This is a genomic window from Pseudomonas sp. 2835 (genome assembly GCF_050435905.1).
Classification (GTDB): domain Bacteria; phylum Pseudomonadota; class Gammaproteobacteria; order Pseudomonadales; family Pseudomonadaceae; genus Aquipseudomonas.
In genome coordinates, this window is sequence record NZ_JBNDLE010000001.1 from 433,993 (window position 1) to 452,262 (window position 18,270).

12 protein-coding genes are annotated in these 18,270 nt (G+C 65.4%); 3 read left to right on the forward strand and 9 right to left on the reverse strand.

Annotated features, from left to right (window positions below):
- Window positions 1-83: 83 nt before the first annotated feature.
- Genes ABIE20_RS01660 through ABIE20_RS01675 form a run of 4 tightly spaced genes read right to left on the reverse strand, consistent with a single transcriptional unit; the run spans window position 84 to window position 12,135 of the window.
- Window positions 84-1,271, reverse strand: a complete 1,188-nt coding sequence (locus ABIE20_RS01660; RefSeq protein WP_429502256.1) for an HlyD family efflux transporter periplasmic adaptor subunit — start codon at window positions 1,269-1,271, stop codon at window positions 84-86.
- A complete protein-coding gene (locus tag ABIE20_RS01665) occupies window positions 1,261-3,432 on the reverse strand; it encodes a type I secretion system permease/ATPase (RefSeq protein ID WP_429502258.1) in 2,172 nt (723 codons plus the stop codon). The genes ABIE20_RS01660 and ABIE20_RS01665 overlap by 11 nt, the downstream gene beginning before the upstream one ends.
- Window positions 3,422-4,696, reverse strand: a complete 1,275-nt coding sequence (locus ABIE20_RS01670; RefSeq protein WP_429502260.1) for a TolC family protein — start codon at window positions 4,694-4,696, stop codon at window positions 3,422-3,424. The genes ABIE20_RS01665 and ABIE20_RS01670 overlap by 11 nt, the downstream gene beginning before the upstream one ends.
- Window positions 4,696-12,135, reverse strand: coding sequence for an Ig-like domain-containing protein (locus ABIE20_RS01675; protein ID WP_429502262.1), 7,440 nt, complete (start codon window positions 12,133-12,135; stop codon window positions 4,696-4,698). Before ABIE20_RS01675 ends, ABIE20_RS01670 begins: the two co-directional genes overlap by 1 nt.
- 215 nt (window positions 12,136-12,350) lie before the next feature.
- Between ABIE20_RS01675 and ABIE20_RS01680 the strand changes: the two genes are divergently transcribed.
- Window positions 12,351-12,872 carry a GNAT family N-acetyltransferase gene (locus tag ABIE20_RS01680; protein WP_429502264.1) on the forward strand — a complete coding sequence of 174 codons (522 nt, stop codon included), beginning with the start codon at window positions 12,351-12,353 and terminating at the stop codon, window positions 12,870-12,872.
- On the opposite strand, the gene ABIE20_RS01685 is transcribed toward ABIE20_RS01680, so the two are convergent.
- Window positions 12,857-13,828: a DNA-binding protein gene (locus ABIE20_RS01685; RefSeq protein ID WP_429502266.1), complete on the reverse strand. Its 972-nt coding sequence runs from the start codon at window positions 13,826-13,828 to the stop codon at window positions 12,857-12,859. The genes ABIE20_RS01680 and ABIE20_RS01685 overlap by 16 nt on opposite strands.
- 178 nt (window positions 13,829-14,006) lie before the next feature.
- Here ABIE20_RS01685 and ABIE20_RS01690 point away from each other — a divergent pair, with 178 nt between their 5' ends.
- Entirely contained in the window at window positions 14,007-14,963 is a 957-nt protein-coding gene (locus tag ABIE20_RS01690; RefSeq protein ID WP_429502268.1) for a site-specific integrase, read from the forward strand.
- Here the strand turns inward: ABIE20_RS01690 and ABIE20_RS01695 are convergent.
- Window positions 14,954-15,109, reverse strand: coding sequence for a hypothetical protein (locus tag ABIE20_RS01695; protein ID WP_429502270.1), 156 nt, complete (start codon window positions 15,107-15,109; stop codon window positions 14,954-14,956). The two genes, ABIE20_RS01690 and ABIE20_RS01695, sit on opposite strands and share 10 nt — an antisense overlap.
- A complete protein-coding gene (gene moaB / locus ABIE20_RS01700; protein ID WP_429502272.1) occupies window positions 15,091-15,630 on the reverse strand; it encodes a molybdenum cofactor biosynthesis protein B in 540 nt (179 codons plus the stop codon). The genes ABIE20_RS01695 and moaB overlap by 19 nt, the downstream gene beginning before the upstream one ends.
- A gap of 212 nt (window positions 15,631-15,842) precedes the next feature.
- Between moaB and ABIE20_RS01705 the strand changes: the two genes are divergently transcribed.
- A complete protein-coding gene (locus ABIE20_RS01705) occupies window positions 15,843-16,742 on the forward strand; it encodes a LysR family transcriptional regulator (RefSeq protein ID WP_429502274.1) in 900 nt (299 codons plus the stop codon).
- 3 nt (window positions 16,743-16,745) lie between these two features.
- Here the strand turns inward: ABIE20_RS01705 and ABIE20_RS01710 are convergent, their stop codons facing one another.
- A complete protein-coding gene (locus tag ABIE20_RS01710; protein ID WP_429502276.1) occupies window positions 16,746-17,699 on the reverse strand; it encodes a Dyp-type peroxidase in 954 nt (317 codons plus the stop codon).
- Between the two features lie 49 nt (window positions 17,700-17,748).
- The gene (locus tag ABIE20_RS01715) at window positions 17,749-18,198 is read right to left on the reverse strand and encodes a hypothetical protein (protein WP_429502278.1); all 450 of its coding nucleotides are present in this window, start codon (window positions 18,196-18,198) and stop codon (window positions 17,749-17,751) included.
- Between the last annotated feature and the right edge of the window lie 72 nt (window positions 18,199-18,270).

Genomic DNA, 18,270 nt, shown 5'->3' on the forward strand with positions numbered 1-18,270 from the left:
TTTGTGGTTGTTGGAGAGTAAAAAACTAAGGGCTGCTGCGCAGCCCATCGCCGGCAAGGCCGGCTCCCACAGGAACCAGCTAGCTAGTAAAGGCGCGCTTTGACCAGCGGCCTGATCAGGTAGTTGAGCACCGTGCGCTTGCCGCTGAGGATATCCACCTCGGCAACCATGCCGGGGATGATCGGCAGCACTTCATCGCCCTTCTTCAGTTGGCTGCCGTCGGTTTTGATCAGCACCTGGTAGTACGACTCCTTGCCGCGCGGGGTGTCTTCCTCAATGGTGTCGGCGCTGATCTGCTCCAGGGTGCCCTTGAGGTCGCCGTAGATGGAGAAGTCGTAGGCGGTGATCTTGACCTTGGCCGGCATGCCCGGCACCAGGAAGGCTACGTCACGCGGCTTGATCTTCGCCTCGACCAGCAGACGCTCTTCTACCGGGATCACCTCCATGATCGCCTCGCCCGGCTGGATCACCCCGCCGCGGGTGTTGATCAGCACGGTGTTGACCCGCCCGCGCACCGGCGACAGGATCTCGGTGCGGCGCAGCTGGTCCTGGCGCTGCTGGATGATCGGCTCCAGGGCGCTGAGGTCGGCCTTGCGCTGCGAGCGTTCGGTGTAGGCGTCCTGGAAGTAGGTGTTTTTCAGCTCGGTGAGCTTGCCGTTGAGGGTGGCGATGTCCTGGCTGAGTTTCAGTGCCTCCATCTGGCTGACCGCGCGCTTGGCCACCAGCGGGCGCACCAGGTCGAGCTGGCTCTGGGCCAGGCGAATCTGTGCCTGGATCGAGCGGGTGTTTTCCAGCAACTTGCCGCGCCGCGACTTGAACAGCTCGCGTTCGGAGCGCGCCAATGGGCTGTCGGGGTCGACCCCCGGGCTGAACTCGATACGCTCCTTGCCCAGCACCTCGGCATCCAGGCGGGCGATCGCCGCGCGCAGGCCGTCGGCCTGGTTGGTCGACTCCTGGACGTTGGTCAGAAAACGCGTTTCGTCCAGGCGCACCAGCGGCTGGCCAACCTCCACCAGGTCGCCCTCCTTGACCAGCAGGCGATCGAGAATGCCGCCTTCCAGGCTCTGGATCTTCTGGATGCGGCTGTACGGCACTACCCGGCCATCGCCACGGGTGACCTCGTCGAGCTCGGCCCAGGCCGCCCAGGCGATGGCGATGAGGATGCAGGCCAGCAGCAGCCACAACAGCGGCCGGTACACCGGGTGGGTCACCGCCAGCAACGGGTCGGCCAGCTCGCGGCGCAGTTTCGCCGCCTTGCGCTCAGAGTCCATGTGCACCTCCTGCGGCCTGTGGGGCCTGTACCTGACTGCCCTGTACCACCTGGTCCAGCGGGCCATCCATGATCACCCGGCCCTGGCGCAGCACCACCGCGCGTTCGACCAGGGCAAGCATGCTTTTTTTGTGGGTGGTGATGATCAGCGTGCGTTTGCCCAGCCATTGCTGCAGGTAGTCGATCACCTGTTTTTCGCTGGTCTGGTCGAAAGCTGCGGTGGGCTCGTCGAGCAGCAGTATCGGCGGGTCCTGCAGCAGTACCCGGGCCAGGCCCACGGCCTGGCGCTGGCCGCCAGACAAACTGGCGTTGCCCTGCAGCGGCATGTCCAGGCCCAGCGAATGGCCGCGCACGAACGCGCCGAGGCCGACGCCGTCGAGGGTTTCCAGCAGTTCGTCATCGCTCAGGGCGGCGCTTTCCAGGTTGAGGTTGTCGCGCAGGCTGCCCTGGAACAGCGCCACTTCCTGGGGCAGGTAGCCGATGCCGCGCTGGCGGTCGGCCGGGTCGATCTGGCTGAGGGCAACGTCATCAAGCAACAGGCGCCCGGCCTGAGCATCGAGCAAGCCGCTGAGCAGGCGCAGCAGGGTCGACTTGCCGGCGCCGTTGCCGCCCAGCAGCGCAACCCGCTCACCGGCCTGGATGTTCAGCGCCTGGATGTCCACCACGGGCGGGCTGTCACCGTGGCTCAGGCGCACGCCTTCGAGGCGGTAGTACCCATGCAGGTGCGGCTTGTGCACGAAGCGCTTGCCCTTGGGCCGCTCCTGCTCGGCGGCCATCAACTGGTCGAGGCCTTCCATGGCCACCTTGGTGTGCTGCCAGCGGCCAAGAATGCCCGCCGCCTGGGACAGCGGCGCAATGGCCCGCGAAGCAAGGATCGAACAGGCCACCAGGGCCCCGACGGTCATCGCCCCTTCGCTGATGCGGTAGACACCGAACACCACCACACCGACATAGCACAGCTGCTGGACGATGCTCGAGGCGTAGCTGAGGGTCGAGGCCAGGGCGTGGGTTTTCATCGCCGTGCTCGACAGCTCCCCGGTCAGGGTTTCCCACTGCTGCAGGCAACGGCCTTCGGCGCGGGTGGCCTTGACCGTTTCCAGATGCTCGAAGGCTTCCAGCAGCACACCGTTCTTCATCGCCCCTTCGCGCAGGTTCTGCCGTGACAGGTGGCCGAGCAGGCGCTGGGTCAGCAGCCCCGGCAGCACCATCAGCACGCAGGCGACGATGGGTACCCAGACCACCTGGCCACCGATCAGGGCGATGATCAGCAGGAACACCAGCACAAACGGCAGGTCACTGATCAGCGCAGCGCTTGAAGAGGTAAAGAACTCGCGTACCGATTCGAACTCGCGCACCTGGGTGCTGAAGGCACCCATGGACGCCGGCTTGGCGGCGATCCGCGTGCTCAGCACCCGCGAAAACAACAGGCTGGAGAGCTGCAGGTCGAGGCGCTTGCCCAGCACATTGAGCAGATGCCCACGCATGATCCGCAGCACGCCGTCGAGGACAATGGCCAGGGCCACGCCGCTGGCCAGAATCCACAGGGTGTCGAAGGCGGCGTTGGGCACCACGCGGTCATACACCTGCATGGCGAACAGCGCCGAGGCAATCGCCAGGACGTTGGCCACCAGGGCGGCGGCGGCCACTTCGGCATAGGAGCGCCAGAGCTTTTTCAGCGGGCCGAAGAACCAGTGCTCGGGCACCGCCCTGGCGTAATCCCCTACCCGCTCATCGGCCCTGAAACGGCACTTGGCGAACACCGCCGTGCCGCTGTACAGCGCCGCCAGTTCAGTCAGGGGCAAACGCTCAACTCCACCATCGCTCTGCGGTACCAGTACCTGGGCGTGCTCGGCGTCGAGCTTGACCAGCACCAGGCTGCGCCCGTCGTTGAGCAGCAACAGGGCCGGCAGCAGGTAGTTATCCATCTGCGCCAGCGGCAGTTGATCGACCCGCGCGGTGATGTCGGCGCGGCGCAACGCGCGGGCGACCATGCGCAGCGGCAGGCGGCCGTGCTCCAACGGCAAACCGTCGACCAGCTCGGCATCGCCCAGCGGCCGCCCCAGTTGCCGGCACAGCAACAGCAGGCCCTCGCGCAGTGGATCGTTGAGAGGGTCGTGGTTGAGCACCACGACGTTGTCGGCAATCCTGTTGTCAGCTTCCATTCAAGCGATTCTCCACCAGTGGGCCCAACAAGCCGACCTGTGCGGCCGCCCGGTACTCGATGCGTTTGCGTTCGATGTGCAGGTTGATCAGTTGCCGCTCGGCCTCGAAGCGTTCGCGCTGGACGTTGAGCAGGTCGATCACATCGCGCCTGCCCACCTCGAACTGCTCGCGGTACAGCTCACTGACTTGCGCCGACTCGGTCACCTGCTGCTGCAACGCCTTCTCCCGCCAACCCAGGGTTTCGCCGTTGTCGAACAGGGTCTGCAATTGGCGGCGGATGTCGCGCTGCATGGCATCGGCGGTAAAGCGCGCCGACTCCAGGCGTTGCTGCGCGGAGGTCGGGCGGCGGAAGTTGGACAGGCCCTGAAAGGTGTCCATGCGCAGGCGCAGGGCCACCACCGAGTCGCTTTCCGGGTGCCCGCCGACTTCCCGGCGCAAGGCCGTGGCTTCGATGTTCAGTTGCGGCAGCAACGACGCCTTGGCTTCACGGACCTGGGCTTCGGCAACGTTGGCGTCTTCCAGGGCCTTGCGTTGCAAGGGCGCGTCGTGGATCACCCGGGTCAGGTCGCTTGACGCCAGGTAGCGCTTGAGCGACAGCGGCTCGGGGTCGCTTAAGGCATCAGGCTCCTGGCCAACCAGGAGGGCGTACTGATTGCGGGCATCCTGCAGGTTGCCCTTCTCCAGCGCCAGTTGCTCCTGGGCCCGTGCCAGCTCAAGGTTGGCGCGGTCCAGTTCGCTGCGGTCGGCATAGCCATCGCCGCCACGGTCCTCGGTCATCTGGCGGATGCCGCCGAGGCGCTGCAGGTGCTCGCGCACCGCCTCGACCCGGCGTTCGGCCGCCAGTACATCCAGGTAGGTCTCGACGATATCCAGCGCGGCATCGTCGCGGGCCACCAGCAGTGCCTCTGACAGTTTGCGCTGGGTGGCGCTGGCGCTGTCGACCTTGCTGTTGACCCGGCCCCAGTCATAGAGCATCTGCGAGGCGGTCAGGTCGTAGACCACATCGCCAAAATCGAACTCCTGCGGCCCGCCAGACACCGACACCGACGGGTAGTAGCCGCCTTTGGCAATCTCCACTTCAGTTCCGGCGCGATCGGCTTCGGCCATCGCCGAGCGCACCTCGGGGTGAATCGCCAGCCCCGCCCGGACCGCCTGGTCCAGCGGCATGGCTGGCGCAACCATCGGCAGGCCCAGCGCCAGCAGCCACAGGGCTACTTGCGCTGGCTGCCGTCCCTTGCGCGCGTACTGCATGCGCGCTGCCATCACACGACAACCTGAACCGTATTGTCCTCGACCAGCAAGATGTTGGCGCCAAAGGTGTAGACGTCATAGTTGACGCCGTTGATCGCCTGGGTGGTCCCGGTGTTCAGCGCCCCGACCACGTTCAGGGTGTCGTTGCTTTCACCGGTGATCTGCAGGGTGTTGTTGGCATCGGTGATGGCGTTGACCTCCGCGGCGGTCAGGGTCAGCACGCTGCCCGAGTCGCCCTTGCCCAGGTCGATACGCTCGATATTGCTCAGCGTGCCGACCCCCACCGCGTTGTAGTCCAGGTCGATGCCGTTGGCGAACAACAGGGTATCGAAGCCCGCCCCGCCGTCGATGCTGACAAAGTTGGTGGCGGTGATCTGGATGGTGTCGTTGCCGTCACCCGCCACCACATGATCGCCGGTGCCGACGTTGAAGATCAGGTCGCTGCCCGCGCCGCCGTTGATGTGCTCGGAGCTGCCGTTGGCCCCGGACATCACGTCGTCGCCGGCGGTGCCGTTGACGTCGATCTGGCCGATGTTCAGCGACAGGCCGTTGGGCACCAGGGTGATGCCATAGGCGGCGCTGTCATTGCCCTGGCCGTCGGTGGCAACAACGTTGAAGGAAATCTGCGAGCCGAGGTTGAGGATGTCGGTAATGTTCAGCCCCAACTGAGTGAGGACGCTCCCGCTCAGTAGGTTCAAGGCAAAGTGCCCAGTGCCATCGGCGTTGATTGGCAGCAGTTCGACGTTCAGCACCGGGGTGATGACGCGAATCACCAGGCTGGAGTTGGCCTCGGTGGTACCACTGAAGCCAAAGCGCGGGTTCAGCGGGTTGAGGCTGACATCAACACCCAGGGCGCCAATGGTCACCGGTTGCTCGATGTTGGCGCCAATACCGATACTGGCGACGTTGCTGGGGTTGCCGGCCGGGTCGCGGCCGACCACCGAGACCTGGGCACTGAGCAACTGGTCCCAGCTGAAGTCGATGTCCAGGTCCGTGAGCAGGTTCAGCGAGGCCAGCCCGCTGTTGTCGGCGGTTACCGTTGCCGTTGCTATCACCCCGCCGACGTTCAGGGTCACCGTCAGTTCGGTGCCAGGTTCGGCAGAGATGGTCAGCAGGTTGCCGACCAGCGACAGCACCGGAGTGGCCGGTGGCACGGTGTCGATGGTGAACGGCGCCGGCGTCGAGGCGGTGCCGCCGTTGATGTCGGCGGTGACGGTTGAGGCGCCCTGCGGGAATGGCCCCTGCCCGCCTGGCGGAGTCAGGGTCAGGGTGACGCTGCCAGCGCTGATATCACCGGCCGTCAGGGTATGGCTGACCTCGGCCTCGTAGCCGTTCTGGCCGGCGAACTTGACGGTGACCACCTGGCCGGCCTGCATGGTCGGCCGCACCGTGACGTTGACCTGGATGCCATCGCTGATTTCTGCGGCGTTGATCCAGGTATCGGCGGCTTCCGGCACGCTGATGGTTGGCGGCGCCAGGTCCGGGGCAATCACACTGCCCGGGCCGCTGACGTTGCCGGCGGCATCCACCGCCACCGCCGACACCGGCTCGCCGGTAATCAGCGGCGGTGCAAACGGCAAGCTGAAATTGCCACTGCCATCGACGCTGACCGTGATCGGGTTGGCGCTGTCGCCGTTGACCACAATCCGCACCTGGCTGTTGGCCTCGGCGGTACCGGTGAGCAACGCGCCGTCGGCACTGATGCTCAGCACCGGTGCACCCGGTGCCACGCTGTCGACCGTGGTGGTTGCCGGCCCGCTGTCATTGCCGGCGGCGTCCTCGGCCACGGCGTTGACCACGGTGCCGTTGGGCAGCGGGCTGGCCGGGGTGAAGCTCCAGTTGCCGCTGCCATCGGCCGTGGTTTCGCCAATCGGATTGCCGTTGCCATCGGTCAGAATGACCTTGGCGCCGATTTCGGCAGTACCGCTGATGACCGCGCCATTACTCGGGTTGATCACCGGCGCTGCAGGCGCTACGGCATCCACTGTGGTGCTGACCGGGCCACTGTTGTTACCCGCGGCGTCCTGGGCCACGGCATTGACCACGGTGCCGTTGGGCAACGGCGTAGCCGGGGTGAACGACCAGTTACCGCTGCCGTCGGCAGTGGTTTGCCCAATCGGGTTGCCGCTGCCGTCGGTAAGGATGACCTTGGCGCCGGCTTCGGCGGTGCCGTGGATCACCGCACCGTTGCTCGGGTCGATCACCGGCGTGGCCGGCGCTAGCGCATCGACGGTGGTGCTGGCCGGGCCGCTGTTGTTACCCGCCGCGTCCTGGGCAATGGCGTTGACCACGGTGCCATTGGGTAAAGGCGCACCCGGGGTGAAACTCCAGATCCCGCTGCCATCGGCCGTTACCTGGCCAATCGGGTTGCCGCTGCCGTCGCTGAGAATGACCTTGGCGCCGGCTTCGGCGGTGCCGCTGATAATCGCCCCGTTACTCGGCTCGATCACCGGTGCAGCAGGCGCCACGGCGTCAACCGTGGTACTGACCGGGCCGCTGTTGTTGCCGGCGGCGTCCTGGGCCACGGCATTGATCAGCGTGCCATTGGCCAATGGCGAACCCGGAACAAAGCTCCAGTTACCGCTGCCATCGGCCGTGGTTTCACCGATCGGATTGCCGCTGCCATCGGTCAGAATGACCTTGGCGCCGATTTCCGCAGTGCCGGTGATCACCGCACCATTACTCGGGTTGATCACAGGTGTTGCAGGCGCCACGGCATCCACTGTGGTGCTGCCCGGGCCACTGCTATTGCCGGCAGCGTCCTGGGCCACGGCATTGACCACAGTGCCATTGGGCAGCGGGCTGGCCGGGGTGAAGCTCCAGTTGCCGCTGCCGTCGGCAGTCACCTGGCCAATCGGGTTGCCGCCGCCGTCAGTCAGGATGACCGTGGCGCCCGCCTCGGCGGTGCCGCTGATGACTGCGCCATTGCTTGGGTTGACTACCGGTGCACCGGGGGCGACGGCGTCGACCGTGACGCTGCCTTGCAGACTGGTGTTGCCCGCAGCGTCCTGGGCAATGGCGTTGACCACCGTGCCGTTGGCCAATGGGCTACCCGGGGCGAAGCTCCAGTTGCCACTGCCGTCGGCCGTGACCTGACCGATCGGGTTGCCGCCACCGTCGGTGAGAATCACCTTGGCGCCGGCTTCGGCGGTGCCGCTGATGACGGCCCCGTTACTCGGCTCGATCACCGGTGCAGCGGGGGCGACGGCGTCGACCGTAGTGCTGGCTGGGCCGCTGTTGTTGCCAGCGGCGTCCTGAGCGACGGCATTGATCACCGTGCCATTGGGCAATGGGCTGCCGGGGGTGAACGTCCAGTTGCCGCTGCCGTCGGCCGTGACCTGGCCGATCGGGTTGCCGCTGCCGTCGGTGAGAATCACCTTGGCGCCAATTTCGGCAGTACCGCTGATGACCGCACCATTGCTGGCATTGATCACCGGAGCGCCAGGCGCTACCGCATCGACCGTGGTCGTGGCCGGGCCGCTGGTATTACCGGCCGGGTCCTGGGCCACGGCGTTGATCACGGTGCCGTTGGGCAATGGCGTACCGGGTGTGAACGACCAGTTGCCACTGCCATCGGCGGTGGTTTGGCCAATCGGAGTGCCGCCGCCATCGGTGAGCAGGACAGTCGCTCCGGCTTCGGCGGTACCGCTGATCTCGGCGCCGTTGCTGGGCTCGACTACCGGCGCGGCAGGTGCGACGCCATCAATGGTGACCACCGCCGCCGCACTGTCGACCCCGCTCGGGTTGCGCGCGACGACGTTGACCACGGTACCGTCCGGCAACGGCACGCCTGGGGTGAAGCTCCAGTTGCCGCTGCCGTCGGCAGTCACCTGGCCAATCGGGTTGCCGTTGCCGTCGGTGATGATGAGGGTGTTGCCGGCATCAGCCGTACCACTGATGACCGCGCCGTTGCTTGGGTCGATCTGCGGGATCGACGGCAGCGAGGTGTCCACGGTAGTGGTGCCGGGCGCACCGGTGTTGCCGGCCGCGTCGGTGGCCGTGACATTGACCACGGTGCCGTTGGGCAGTTGCGCACCGGGGGTGAACGTCCAGTTGCCGCTGCCATCGGCGGTGGTCTGGCCGATCGGGTTGCCGCTGCCGTCGGTCAGGGTCACGGTGCTGTTGGCCTCGGCGGTGCCGTTGAGGGTATTGCCGTTGCTCGGGTTGACCACCGGCGCTGGTGGCGGTACGGCATCCACCGTGGTGGTGCCCGGGCCGCTGGTATTGCCTGCCGGGTCCTGGGCCACGGCATTGATCACCACGCCGTTGGCCAAAGGCGCAGCAGGAGTGAACGACCAGTTGCCGCTGCCATCGGCGGTGGTCTGGCCGATCGGATTGCCGCCGCCATCGGTGATGATGACCCTGGCCCCCGCTTCGGCAGTGCCGCTGATGGTGGTGCCATTGCTCGGATTGATGACCGGTGCGCCCGGGGCGACGCTGTCCACGGTGGTGGCGGTCTGCAGGCCGGTGTTGCCGGTCGGGTCGGTGGCGGTGGCAATCACCACGGTGCCGTTGGCCAGCGGGCTGCCCGGGGTGAAGCTCCAGTTGCCGCTGCCGTCGGCAGTCACCTGGCCAATCGGGTTGCCGCTGCCATCCTTGAGGACAACCGTGGCGCCGGCTTCGGCGGTGCCGCTGATGGTGGCGCCATTGCTCGGGTTGATGACCGGGGCGGCAGGCGCCGAACTGTCGACAGTGACGCTGGCCGGTGCGCTGGTGTTGCCTGCCGCATCCTGGGCGACCACATTGATTACCGTGCCATCGGCAATCGGCGTGCCCGGTGCGTAACTCCAGTTACCGCTGCCATCGGCCGTGACTTCGGCAATCGGGTTGCCGTTGCCGTCGGTGATGATCACCTTGCTGTTGGCCTCGGCGGTGCCGCTGAGGCTGTTGCCGTTGCTCAGGTTGACGGTTGGCGCCGGCGGCGCGACGGCATCCACGACGGCAGAAGCCGGTGCGCCGGTGTTGCCGGCCGGGTCGGTGGCCACGGCGTTGACGACGGTGCCGTCGGGCAACGGGCTGCCTGGAGTGAACGACCAGTTGCCACTGCCATCGGCGGTCACCTGGCCAATCGGGTTGCCGCTGCCGTCGGTCAGAGTGACAGTGGCACCGGCTTCGGCGGTGCCACTGATAGTGCTGCCGTTGCTCGGATTAACCACCGGCGCGCCCGGAGCGACGCTGTCTACCGTGGTCGCCGCTGGAGCGCCGGTGTTGCCGGTCGGGTCGGTGGCCGTGGCCACCACTACCGTGCCGTTGGGCAACGGGCTGCCCGGGGTGAAGCTCCAGTTGCCGCTGCCATCGGCCGTCACCTGACCGATCGGGTTGCCGCTGCCGTCCTTGAGCACCACCGTGGCGCCGGCTTCAGCGGTACCGCTGATGACACTGCCATTGCTGGGGTTGAGTACCGGTGCCGCAGGTGCCGAACTGTCGACGGTAAGCGAAACCGGTGGGCTGGTGTTACCCGCAGCATCCTGGTTGATCACGCTGATAACGGTGCCATCGGCAATCGGCGTGCCTGGGGTGTAGCTCCAGTTGCCGCTGCCATCGGCGCTGGTCTGGCCAATCGGATTACCGGCGCCGTCGGTGATGATCACCGTGCTGCCGGGCTCGGCGGTACCGCTGAGCTCACTGCCATTGCTCGGGTTGACCGTCGGCGCGCCAGGTGCCACGCCATCGACGGTGACACTGCCCGGGCCACTGATGTTGCCAGCGGCGTCCTGGGCCACGGCATTGACCACGGTGCCATCGGCCAACGGCGTGGCCGGGGTGAAGCTCCAGTTGCCGTTGGCATCGGCGGTGGTCTGGCCGATCGGGTTGCCGCTGCCGTCGGTCAGGGTGATGGTCGCGCCGGCTTCGGCGCTACCGCTGATTTCGCTGCCGTTGCTCGGGTTGATCTGCGGCGCTGTTGGTGCCACGGCGTCGACGGTGATCGAGGCCGGTGGGCTGTTGAGGCCGTCGGCATCCTGGGCCACGACATTGACCACGGTGCCATCGGCCAACGGCGTGGCCGGGGTAAAACTCCAGTTGCCGTTGGCGTCGGCGACGGTCTGGCCAATCGGGTTGCCGTTGCCGTCGGTGATGATCAGGGACACACCAGGCTCGGCAGTACCCGACAATTCGCTGCCGTTGCTGGCATTGACCTGGGGTACGTCCGGATAATCGGGGGCCTGGACGCTGACGCCCGGGCTGCTGTTGCCCGCAGGGTCAGTGACCACCACGGTGACGGTCTGGCCATCGGTCAGCGGCGGGTCGAGCGGGACCTGGAAGCTGCCGTCGCTACCGATCGCCGCGATGACGTCCGGTTGGCCGTCGCCATTGGTGTCGACACCGACAGTGGCACCCGGCTCGCCATTGCCGCTGACGCTACTGCCATCAGCCGCGACCTCGACATCGGTAGGCGCCGCAGGAGCAGTGGTGTCCGGGGCGCTGGCCTGGGCCGGCGGGCCGCTGTTGCCGGCTGGGTCGGTGATCACCACGGTCACCGTTTCGCCGTTGGTCAGCGGCGGGTTCAACGGCACCTGGAAGCTGCCGTCGGGGCCGATGATTACCGTTATGTCAGGGTGGCCATCACCATCGGTGTCGATGCCCGCCGTGGCCCCCGGCTCACCCTTGCCACTGACCAGGGTGCCATTGGGGGCGATCTGCAGGTCGCTTGCCGGCGCCGGTGCGGTGGTGTCAGGTGCGTTGATCTGGGTCGGCGGGCTGCTGTTGCCGGAAGGGTCGGTGACTACCACGGTCACCGTTTCGCCATTGGTCAGTGGTGGGTTCAGCGGCACCTGGAAGCTGCCATCGGCGCCGACCACCACCGTCGCATCGGGCTTGCCGTCGCCGTTGGTGTCGATCCCGACGGTGGTGCCCGGCTCGGCCTTGCCGCTTACCGAACTGCCGTCGGTGGCCACCTGCAGCCCTGTCGCCGTGCCTGGCGCGGTGGTGTCCACCGCTGGCGTATCGCCTCCGCCACCACCGCCGCCCCCGCCCCCGCCTCCGCTGCTGTTGGACACCGCAACGCCCGCACCAACCACCGCGGCGCCCGCCAGCAGCATCCCCCCTACCCCCAGGCCGCCCGCTGTCGCACCGGCACCGGCGCCCCCGGCAGCGGTCAGCGAGTCAAAGCCCGCTGCGCTTTCCTGGGCGACGTAGGTGGCCGCCAGAATGCCTTCTGCCGCCACCGGAGGCAGGCTCACCGCCACCAACTTGCCTTCATGAACCAGGAAAAGCTCACTGGGTGGCTGTCCTTCGGCATAGAAATTGGCAATTCGGATGCTCTCGCCGTTTTTTAGCTGCACCACCAGGTCGGCATCGCTTTTTGAATAGCTGGCAACCGCCTCGGGATCGAGATCAAGGGCAATTTCACTGCTTTCGGTAAGTTTCAGGATGCCGTTGGTAGGGATTTCAGTGACAGCGGCGGACGAGACGTTTTGATTGAGGGGGGAAACCTGCGCCTGGATCGACATGCTAGACAGTCCTTTTGCCCATAGATGACCGAAGGGGTCACACTGCTGCCTGAAGAAATAGCAGTTCTGGGAAAAAAAACGATTCTGGCTTTAGGCTTAATACCTAAGCGCACTTAAACGTTTTTGGCGTTAGTCCAAAAGGCTTGCAGCGCCCGACCGTTGCGAAAAAACCTGCGATTGACGACACTGCAGCGCCACCTTCAATAGCGTTCGCCATGTCAGTTACCCTGCGCCTTGCCCGCGTCGAAGACGCGCTCCTGCTTCCTGCCGTCGAACGCTCTGCTGCCCGGGTCTTTGCCCATCAGCCAGGTCTTGAGTGGATTGCCACGGGGCCGGTAATGAGCAGCGACGAGCATCGCCGGTTCATTGAAAAGGGCCATGAGTGGGTGCTGGCCGACGCCGACGACGTGCCGCAGGGGTTCCTCTGCGCCGAACCTGCGGGCGCGGATCTGTTCATTCATGAGCTTTCGGTTGCCCAGCCCGCGCAAGGCCAGGGCCATGGCCGCCGGTTGATTGGCGCAGTCGGTCACTGGGCCCGCGAGCACGGCTTTAAAGCCCTGACCCTGACCACTTTTGCCACGGTTCCCTGGAACGCACCTTTCTATGCCCGTCTGGGCTTCGAGACGCTCGCGGACCAACAGCTCGGCCAGGCTTTGCGTCAGCAACTGAACCGTGAACAACTGCAGGGCCTGAACGGTCGCTGCGCCATGCGCATGAAGCTTCAGCCGTTGTCCTGAGCCTGTTCGCGGGCGCGTTCAGCCTGGCGCAACTGCGCCTCCTGCTTGCCGATCAGTTGCAACTGGCGGCGCAGCTCCGACACCCGTTCGGCCAGGCTCAAGGCCAGGTCCTTGTTCTGCTTTTCCAGCTCATCGCGTGAACCACTGAGTTGCGCAAGCTGCACTTGCAGCCCATTGATCTGCGCCTGCTGGCGATCGCCCTGGGTCTTGAAGCCGCGCTGGGCCTCCTTGAGGGTGCGGATTTGCACCAGCAGGCCTTCGTTGTCGCGGTTCAGGCGGGTCAGTTCGTCCTGCTTGACGATCAGGGTCTGCTGCAACTGGCGTACTTCCACCTGCAGCAACTGCACCTGCCTCTCGTGCCGGCGTTGATCCTGGTCGCGCTGTTCGCGGCTGGCGTTGCGGTAATGCTCAAGGGCATCACGGGCATGCTGGTGTTTGTCTTCCAGCGAGCGGACCTGCTCATCCTTGTCGGCCAGGCGCAGGTTCAGCTCACCCACCGCCTGGTTGAGGGTGGCGTTGCGGGTCTGCTCGCTTTGCAGGGTGCTGCGGGTGGTGGCCAGGGCCTCGGCCTCGCTGGCCAGCGCTGCGGCCTGGATCTCATGCTGCTGTTGCAAGGCGGCCAGCGCCTGCTGGCTGATCTGCACTTGCGCCTGCAGGGTCTGGCGCTCTTGTTCAAAGGCACTACGGGCAAGGTCGATACGCGCCTCAGCCTCCTCCTGCAGCTGCGCGGCCAGTTGCTCGACCACTGCCGCCAGCGCATCGCTGAGGTTTGCCGTGCTGGCGGGTGCGGCCGGCTGCAGGCTTTCCAGCTCTTTAAGGTAGCGATGAATAGTGGTTTTGGAGCCGGTATTGCCCAGCTCGATACGTACCGCATCGATACTCGGATGCTCGCCACGGGCCAGCAGCGCCTGCCGCGCCTTATGCACTAACGCCTTGTTGATACCACCACGGGCCATGTCAGCTCCTACTATTTCGTACTGTGATACGTACCATGTACTTACATACTATCTTATCGCCAAGGATTATGCCTGGATAAACCAATACTCAGATAAAATAATCACGGCTTATCGCATGTGAAGCGCTAGAATGGCGGGTAAAAGTGCCCAAGGCGGTACATCTGGCAGGAACGGGGCAATGAACACGATCGAGCGTTATCTACAGGCCGCAGTGCGCGATAACACGCGGCGCAGCTATCAGGCTGCGGTCGAGCACTTCGAAGTGAGTTGGGGCGGCTTCCTGCCGGCCACCGCCGACAGCATCGCCCGCTACCTGGCCGAGCATGCGCACAGCCACTCGATCAGCACCCTCAAGCAGCGCCTGGCAGCGCTCGGGCAGTGGCATGTCAGCCAGGGCTTTCCCGACCCGACCAAGGCACCGATGGTGCGTCAGTTACTCAAGGGCATCCGTACCCTGCATCCCGCCGAGCCGAAGCAGGCCGCGCCATTGCTGATACAGCATCTGCAAACAGCCGTAGCCGTGCTTGAGCAAGAGGCGCTCCAGGCCCGCGCTGGGCAGGACTTGCCCGCTCTGCTACGCGCAAGTCGCGACAAGGCCTTGCTGTTGATCGGGTTCTGGCGCGGGTTTCGCGGCGATGAACTGGCGCGCCTGCAGGTCGAGCACATCCAGGCCCAGGCGGGCATCGGCCTGTCGATCTACTTGCCGCGCAGCAAGGGCGACCGCCAGGCGCTGGGCGTGCGCCATCGGGCGCCAGCACTGAAGGTGCTGTGCCCGGTGCAGGCTTACCTGCAATGGCTTGAAGTGGCAGGCATTGCCCGCGGCCCGGTGTTTCGCAAGCTCGACCGCTGGGGCAACCTCGGTGAACAGGCGCTCAACAGCAACAGCCTGATCGGCCTGTTGCGACGCATCCTCGAACGCGCAGGCGTACCGGCAGCGTTATATACCGGGCACTCGCTGCGCCGTGGTTTCGCCACCTGGGCCACCAGCAATGGCTGGGAGCTCAAGGCGCTGATGAGCCATGTCGGCTGGAAAGACGCCAAGTCGGCGCTGCGCTATATCGACGCGTCGGTGTCGTTCGGCGAGCTGGCGCTGCTCGACAGCAGCGCCCCGGGGCAACTGACGGATCAGTCCTGAAGCGGGCGCTGCATCTTGACGATCTCAATCACCACGCGGCTGTTGCCGCGACTGAAGGTACCGCTGCCGATCGGCACAAAGCCGTTGGCTTGATAAAAGCCCTGAGCTATGTCGACCGCCTGGCGTATCAGTTTCGCGTATTGCACAGTGTGCCAGGCTTGAGGTGGGCAACGAAGTTGCACGGGCGATGGCGGGCATCCAGTTGTTCGGCAAGGATGCCTTCCCAGGCGGTGCGACAGGCGCCGGTGGAACCCGGCAGGCAACAGACCAGGGTGCCGTTGGCAAGGCCCGCCAGGGCGCGGGTCTGCACTGTGGAAGTGCCGATGTCGAGGATCGACAAGGCGCGGAACAGCTCGCCAAAACCATCGATGTGCTTGTCGAACAGGCAGGCCACCGCCTCCGGGGTGCTGTCGCGCGCGGTGAAGCCGGTGCCGCCGGTGATCAGCACCACCTGCACGTCATCCTCGGCAATCCAGCCGGCGACCTGGGCGCGAATCTTGTACAGGTCATCCTTGAGCAGCACCCGCTCGACCAGGCGGTGGCCCATCTCCACCGCGCGGCTGGCCAGCAGCTCGCCGGAGGTGTCGGTGTCGAAGCTGCGGGTGTCGCTGACGGTCAGCACGGCGATGTTCAGCGGCACAAACGCCGCATCCAGTTTGATACTCATGCACAGCCCCTTGGCAGCAGTCAGGAAGTTGCGGCCAACGCTAGAACCAATCACCCGTAGCGTCCAATCGATAGATCCGACCGGCTTATCGAGGTGATCTATCGTCTATTGATCAAGCGCCTCTATCACCCGGTCACTAATGCCCATTGGACGGCCCAGGGCCTTTGCATTACCGTTTTGCCACCCGCCCCACTGACTTGCCAGGCTGTGCCATGGATATCAAACAACTGAAGTTTCTGCTCGCCCTGGACCAGACCCGCCACTTTGGTCAGGCCGCCGCGCTGTGCCATATCACCCAGCCGACCCTGTCGATGCGCCTGCGCAACCTTGAGGACGAACTGGGCCTGGTGCTGGTAACCCGAGGCCAGCGTTTTGAAGGTTTTACCGAGGCCGGCGAGCGTATCCTGGCCTGGGCCCGCACCCTGCTGGCTGCCTACGACGGCCTGCAGGCCGAGGCCGCCAGCTGCCGCGGGCAGATCGTCGGCAGCCTGCGCCTGGGCATGGTGCCGCTGTCGAGCTTTAACCCCATGCAGTTTCTCCAGCCCCTGGCCCAGCGTTATCCGGAGCTGCAGTTCCAGCTGTCGTCCTTGAGCTCCGAACAGATCACCGATGGCCTGAGCCGTAACCAGCTGGACCTGGGTATCTGCTACCTGGACCAGATCAACAGCGCCTACTTTGAAGTGATCGAACTGGGCACAACGCGCATGGGCCTGCTGTATGACGTGCGGCATTTTCAGTTCGAGCAGGTTGAACTGCCCTGGGAGGCGGTCAGCGCGGTGCCCCTCGGGCTGTTGAGCAAGGGCATGCACTATCGCCAGTCGGTCGACCTGAGCTTTCGCAGCCGCGGCCTGCAGCCCCATGCGGTGCTCGAAAGCGACTCCAGCTACCAGTTGATCCAGGCCGCTTGCGCCGGCATGTGCTGCGCGATCATGCCGCTCGATTACGGCCTCGAAGGCCTCAGTGAACACTTGCGCATCGTGCCAATCAGTGCTGCCAGCGTGCATGCACCGATCGGCCTGCTGCTGCGCCGCACCGAGCCGCGTTCGGCCATCGCCGAGAAGTGTTTTGCCGAAGTTCGATCACTGCTCGACAGTGAATTGAAACCGGCATGAGCACTAGCCCGGCGTGCGCTCGGCCAGGTCTTCGAGCAGCTCGGCCGAGGGCACGAAGAACAGGCCGCCGGTGACTGCATTGCTGAAGTCCAGCAAGCGGTCGTAATTGCCTGCCGGGCGACCGACGAACATGTTCTCGAGCATCTGCTCGATCGGCGCTGGTGAGCGCGCATAACCGATGAAGTAGGTGCCGAACTCACCGGCGCCGGGGCGCCCGAACGGCATGTTGTCGCGCAGGATCTTCAGCTCTTGGCCGTCTGCACCGGTGATGGTGGTCAGGGCGCTGTGAGAATTGCTCGGTTTGACTTCATCACCCAGCTCAATGTCCGAAAGCTTGGTGCGGCCGATTACCCGCTCCTGCGCCTCGACCGGCAGCGCGTTCCAGGCATTCATGTCGTGCAGGTACTTTTGCACCAGCACGTAGCTGCCGCCACTGAAGGCCGGGTCTTCGTCACCGACCAGGGTGAATGCGGGCACCTGGCGGCCGACCGGGTTCTCGGTGCCATCGACGAAACCGATGATGCTGCGCATGTCGAAGTAGCGAAAGCCCTGGACTTCGTCCACCACCTGGACCGCATCGCCCAGGACGGTCATCAGCTGGGTGGCCAGTTCAAAGCACAGGTCCATCTGCTCGGCGCGAATGTGCAGAAGCAGATCGCCGGGCGTTGCCGGTGCGCGCCGTCCTTCAACGCCGAACTCACGAAACGGGTGCAGGGCCGCCGGGCGTGGCCCGCCGAACAGCTGGTCCCAGGCGCTGGAGGCAAAACCGCACACGCACGACAGGTTGCCCGCCGGCACGCGCTTGCCGACCGAGCGGGTCAGGCCGGCGATATCGGCGCACCATTCGCGCACGGTTTGCAGCGCGTCACTGCCGGGCGCCAAGGTGGCGACCATGAAAATCGCGCTGCTGGTGATCGGACTGCACACCGCTTGGGGTTCGGGAATTTCGTTGCTCATGGCTGCCTGCACACAGATCAAAGCCAGCAGACTAGCAGATCAACGGCGCCTATGGCGTGACCTGGTACCCCTTGTTCTGCAGGCAACTGGTGTAGGCCGAGGCGCTGGTTGCCTCATTGCTGCGTCGGTCCTGGCGGCGCTCCTGACGCTGACGGGCACCGCCGACGACCGCGCCGGCAGCGGCGGTTTCACCGGCACGGTTCTGCCGGTACTGCTGTTTGACGTCATCGTCGACGCGCTCATACGCGTCATCATGCTGACGACCACGCACCTCGGCACCTGCGGCGCCGGCGGCAGCACCGACGGCAGCGCCGCGTACCCGGCCTCCGACATGGGCTTCGCTGCTGGCGGAACTCGCGGCGACGTTATGGCAATCGTTGATATCGGTCTGCACCTGCTGGGCGCTCTGGCCCTTGAGCGGCACCACGTTTTCGGCCCAGCCCTGCGCACATGCAGTCGATAACGCCAAGCACAGGCCAATGGAGGACAACCTGTTCATGATGGACTCCGGGATCGGACAGTAGAAACAGTGTAGCTGGCCTGTGGACGCTGGCTTGCCAGCGATGAGGCC

What these genes read in the sequence shown, in the direction of transcription:
- ABIE20_RS01710 (WP_429502276.1), bottom strand. Translation starts at nt 17,699, where the DNA reads ATGAGCAACGAAATTCCCGAACCCCAAGCGGTGTGCAGTCCGATCACC.
- ABIE20_RS01715 (WP_429502278.1), bottom strand. Translation starts at nt 18,198, where the DNA reads ATGAACAGGTTGTCCTCCATTGGCCTGTGCTTGGCGTTATCGACTGCA.
- ABIE20_RS01705 (WP_429502274.1), top strand. Translation starts at nt 15,843, where the DNA reads ATGGATATCAAACAACTGAAGTTTCTGCTCGCCCTGGACCAGACCCGC.
- ABIE20_RS01680 (WP_429502264.1), top strand. Translation starts at nt 12,351, where the DNA reads ATGTCAGTTACCCTGCGCCTTGCCCGCGTCGAAGACGCGCTCCTGCTT.
- ABIE20_RS01690 (WP_429502268.1), top strand. Translation starts at nt 14,007, where the DNA reads ATGAACACGATCGAGCGTTATCTACAGGCCGCAGTGCGCGATAACACG.
- ABIE20_RS01670 (WP_429502260.1), bottom strand. Translation starts at nt 4,696, where the DNA reads ATGGCAGCGCGCATGCAGTACGCGCGCAAGGGACGGCAGCCAGCGCAA.
- ABIE20_RS01675 (WP_429502262.1), bottom strand. Translation starts at nt 12,135, where the DNA reads ATGTCGATCCAGGCGCAGGTTTCCCCCCTCAATCAAAACGTCTCGTCC.
- ABIE20_RS01685 (WP_429502266.1), bottom strand. Translation starts at nt 13,828, where the DNA reads ATGGCCCGTGGTGGTATCAACAAGGCGTTAGTGCATAAGGCGCGGCAG.
- ABIE20_RS01665 (WP_429502258.1), bottom strand. Translation starts at nt 3,432, where the DNA reads ATGGAAGCTGACAACAGGATTGCCGACAACGTCGTGGTGCTCAACCAC.
- ABIE20_RS01660 (WP_429502256.1), bottom strand. Translation starts at nt 1,271, where the DNA reads ATGGACTCTGAGCGCAAGGCGGCGAAACTGCGCCGCGAGCTGGCCGAC.
- moaB (WP_429502272.1), bottom strand. Translation starts at nt 15,630, where the DNA reads ATGAGTATCAAACTGGATGCGGCGTTTGTGCCGCTGAACATCGCCGTG.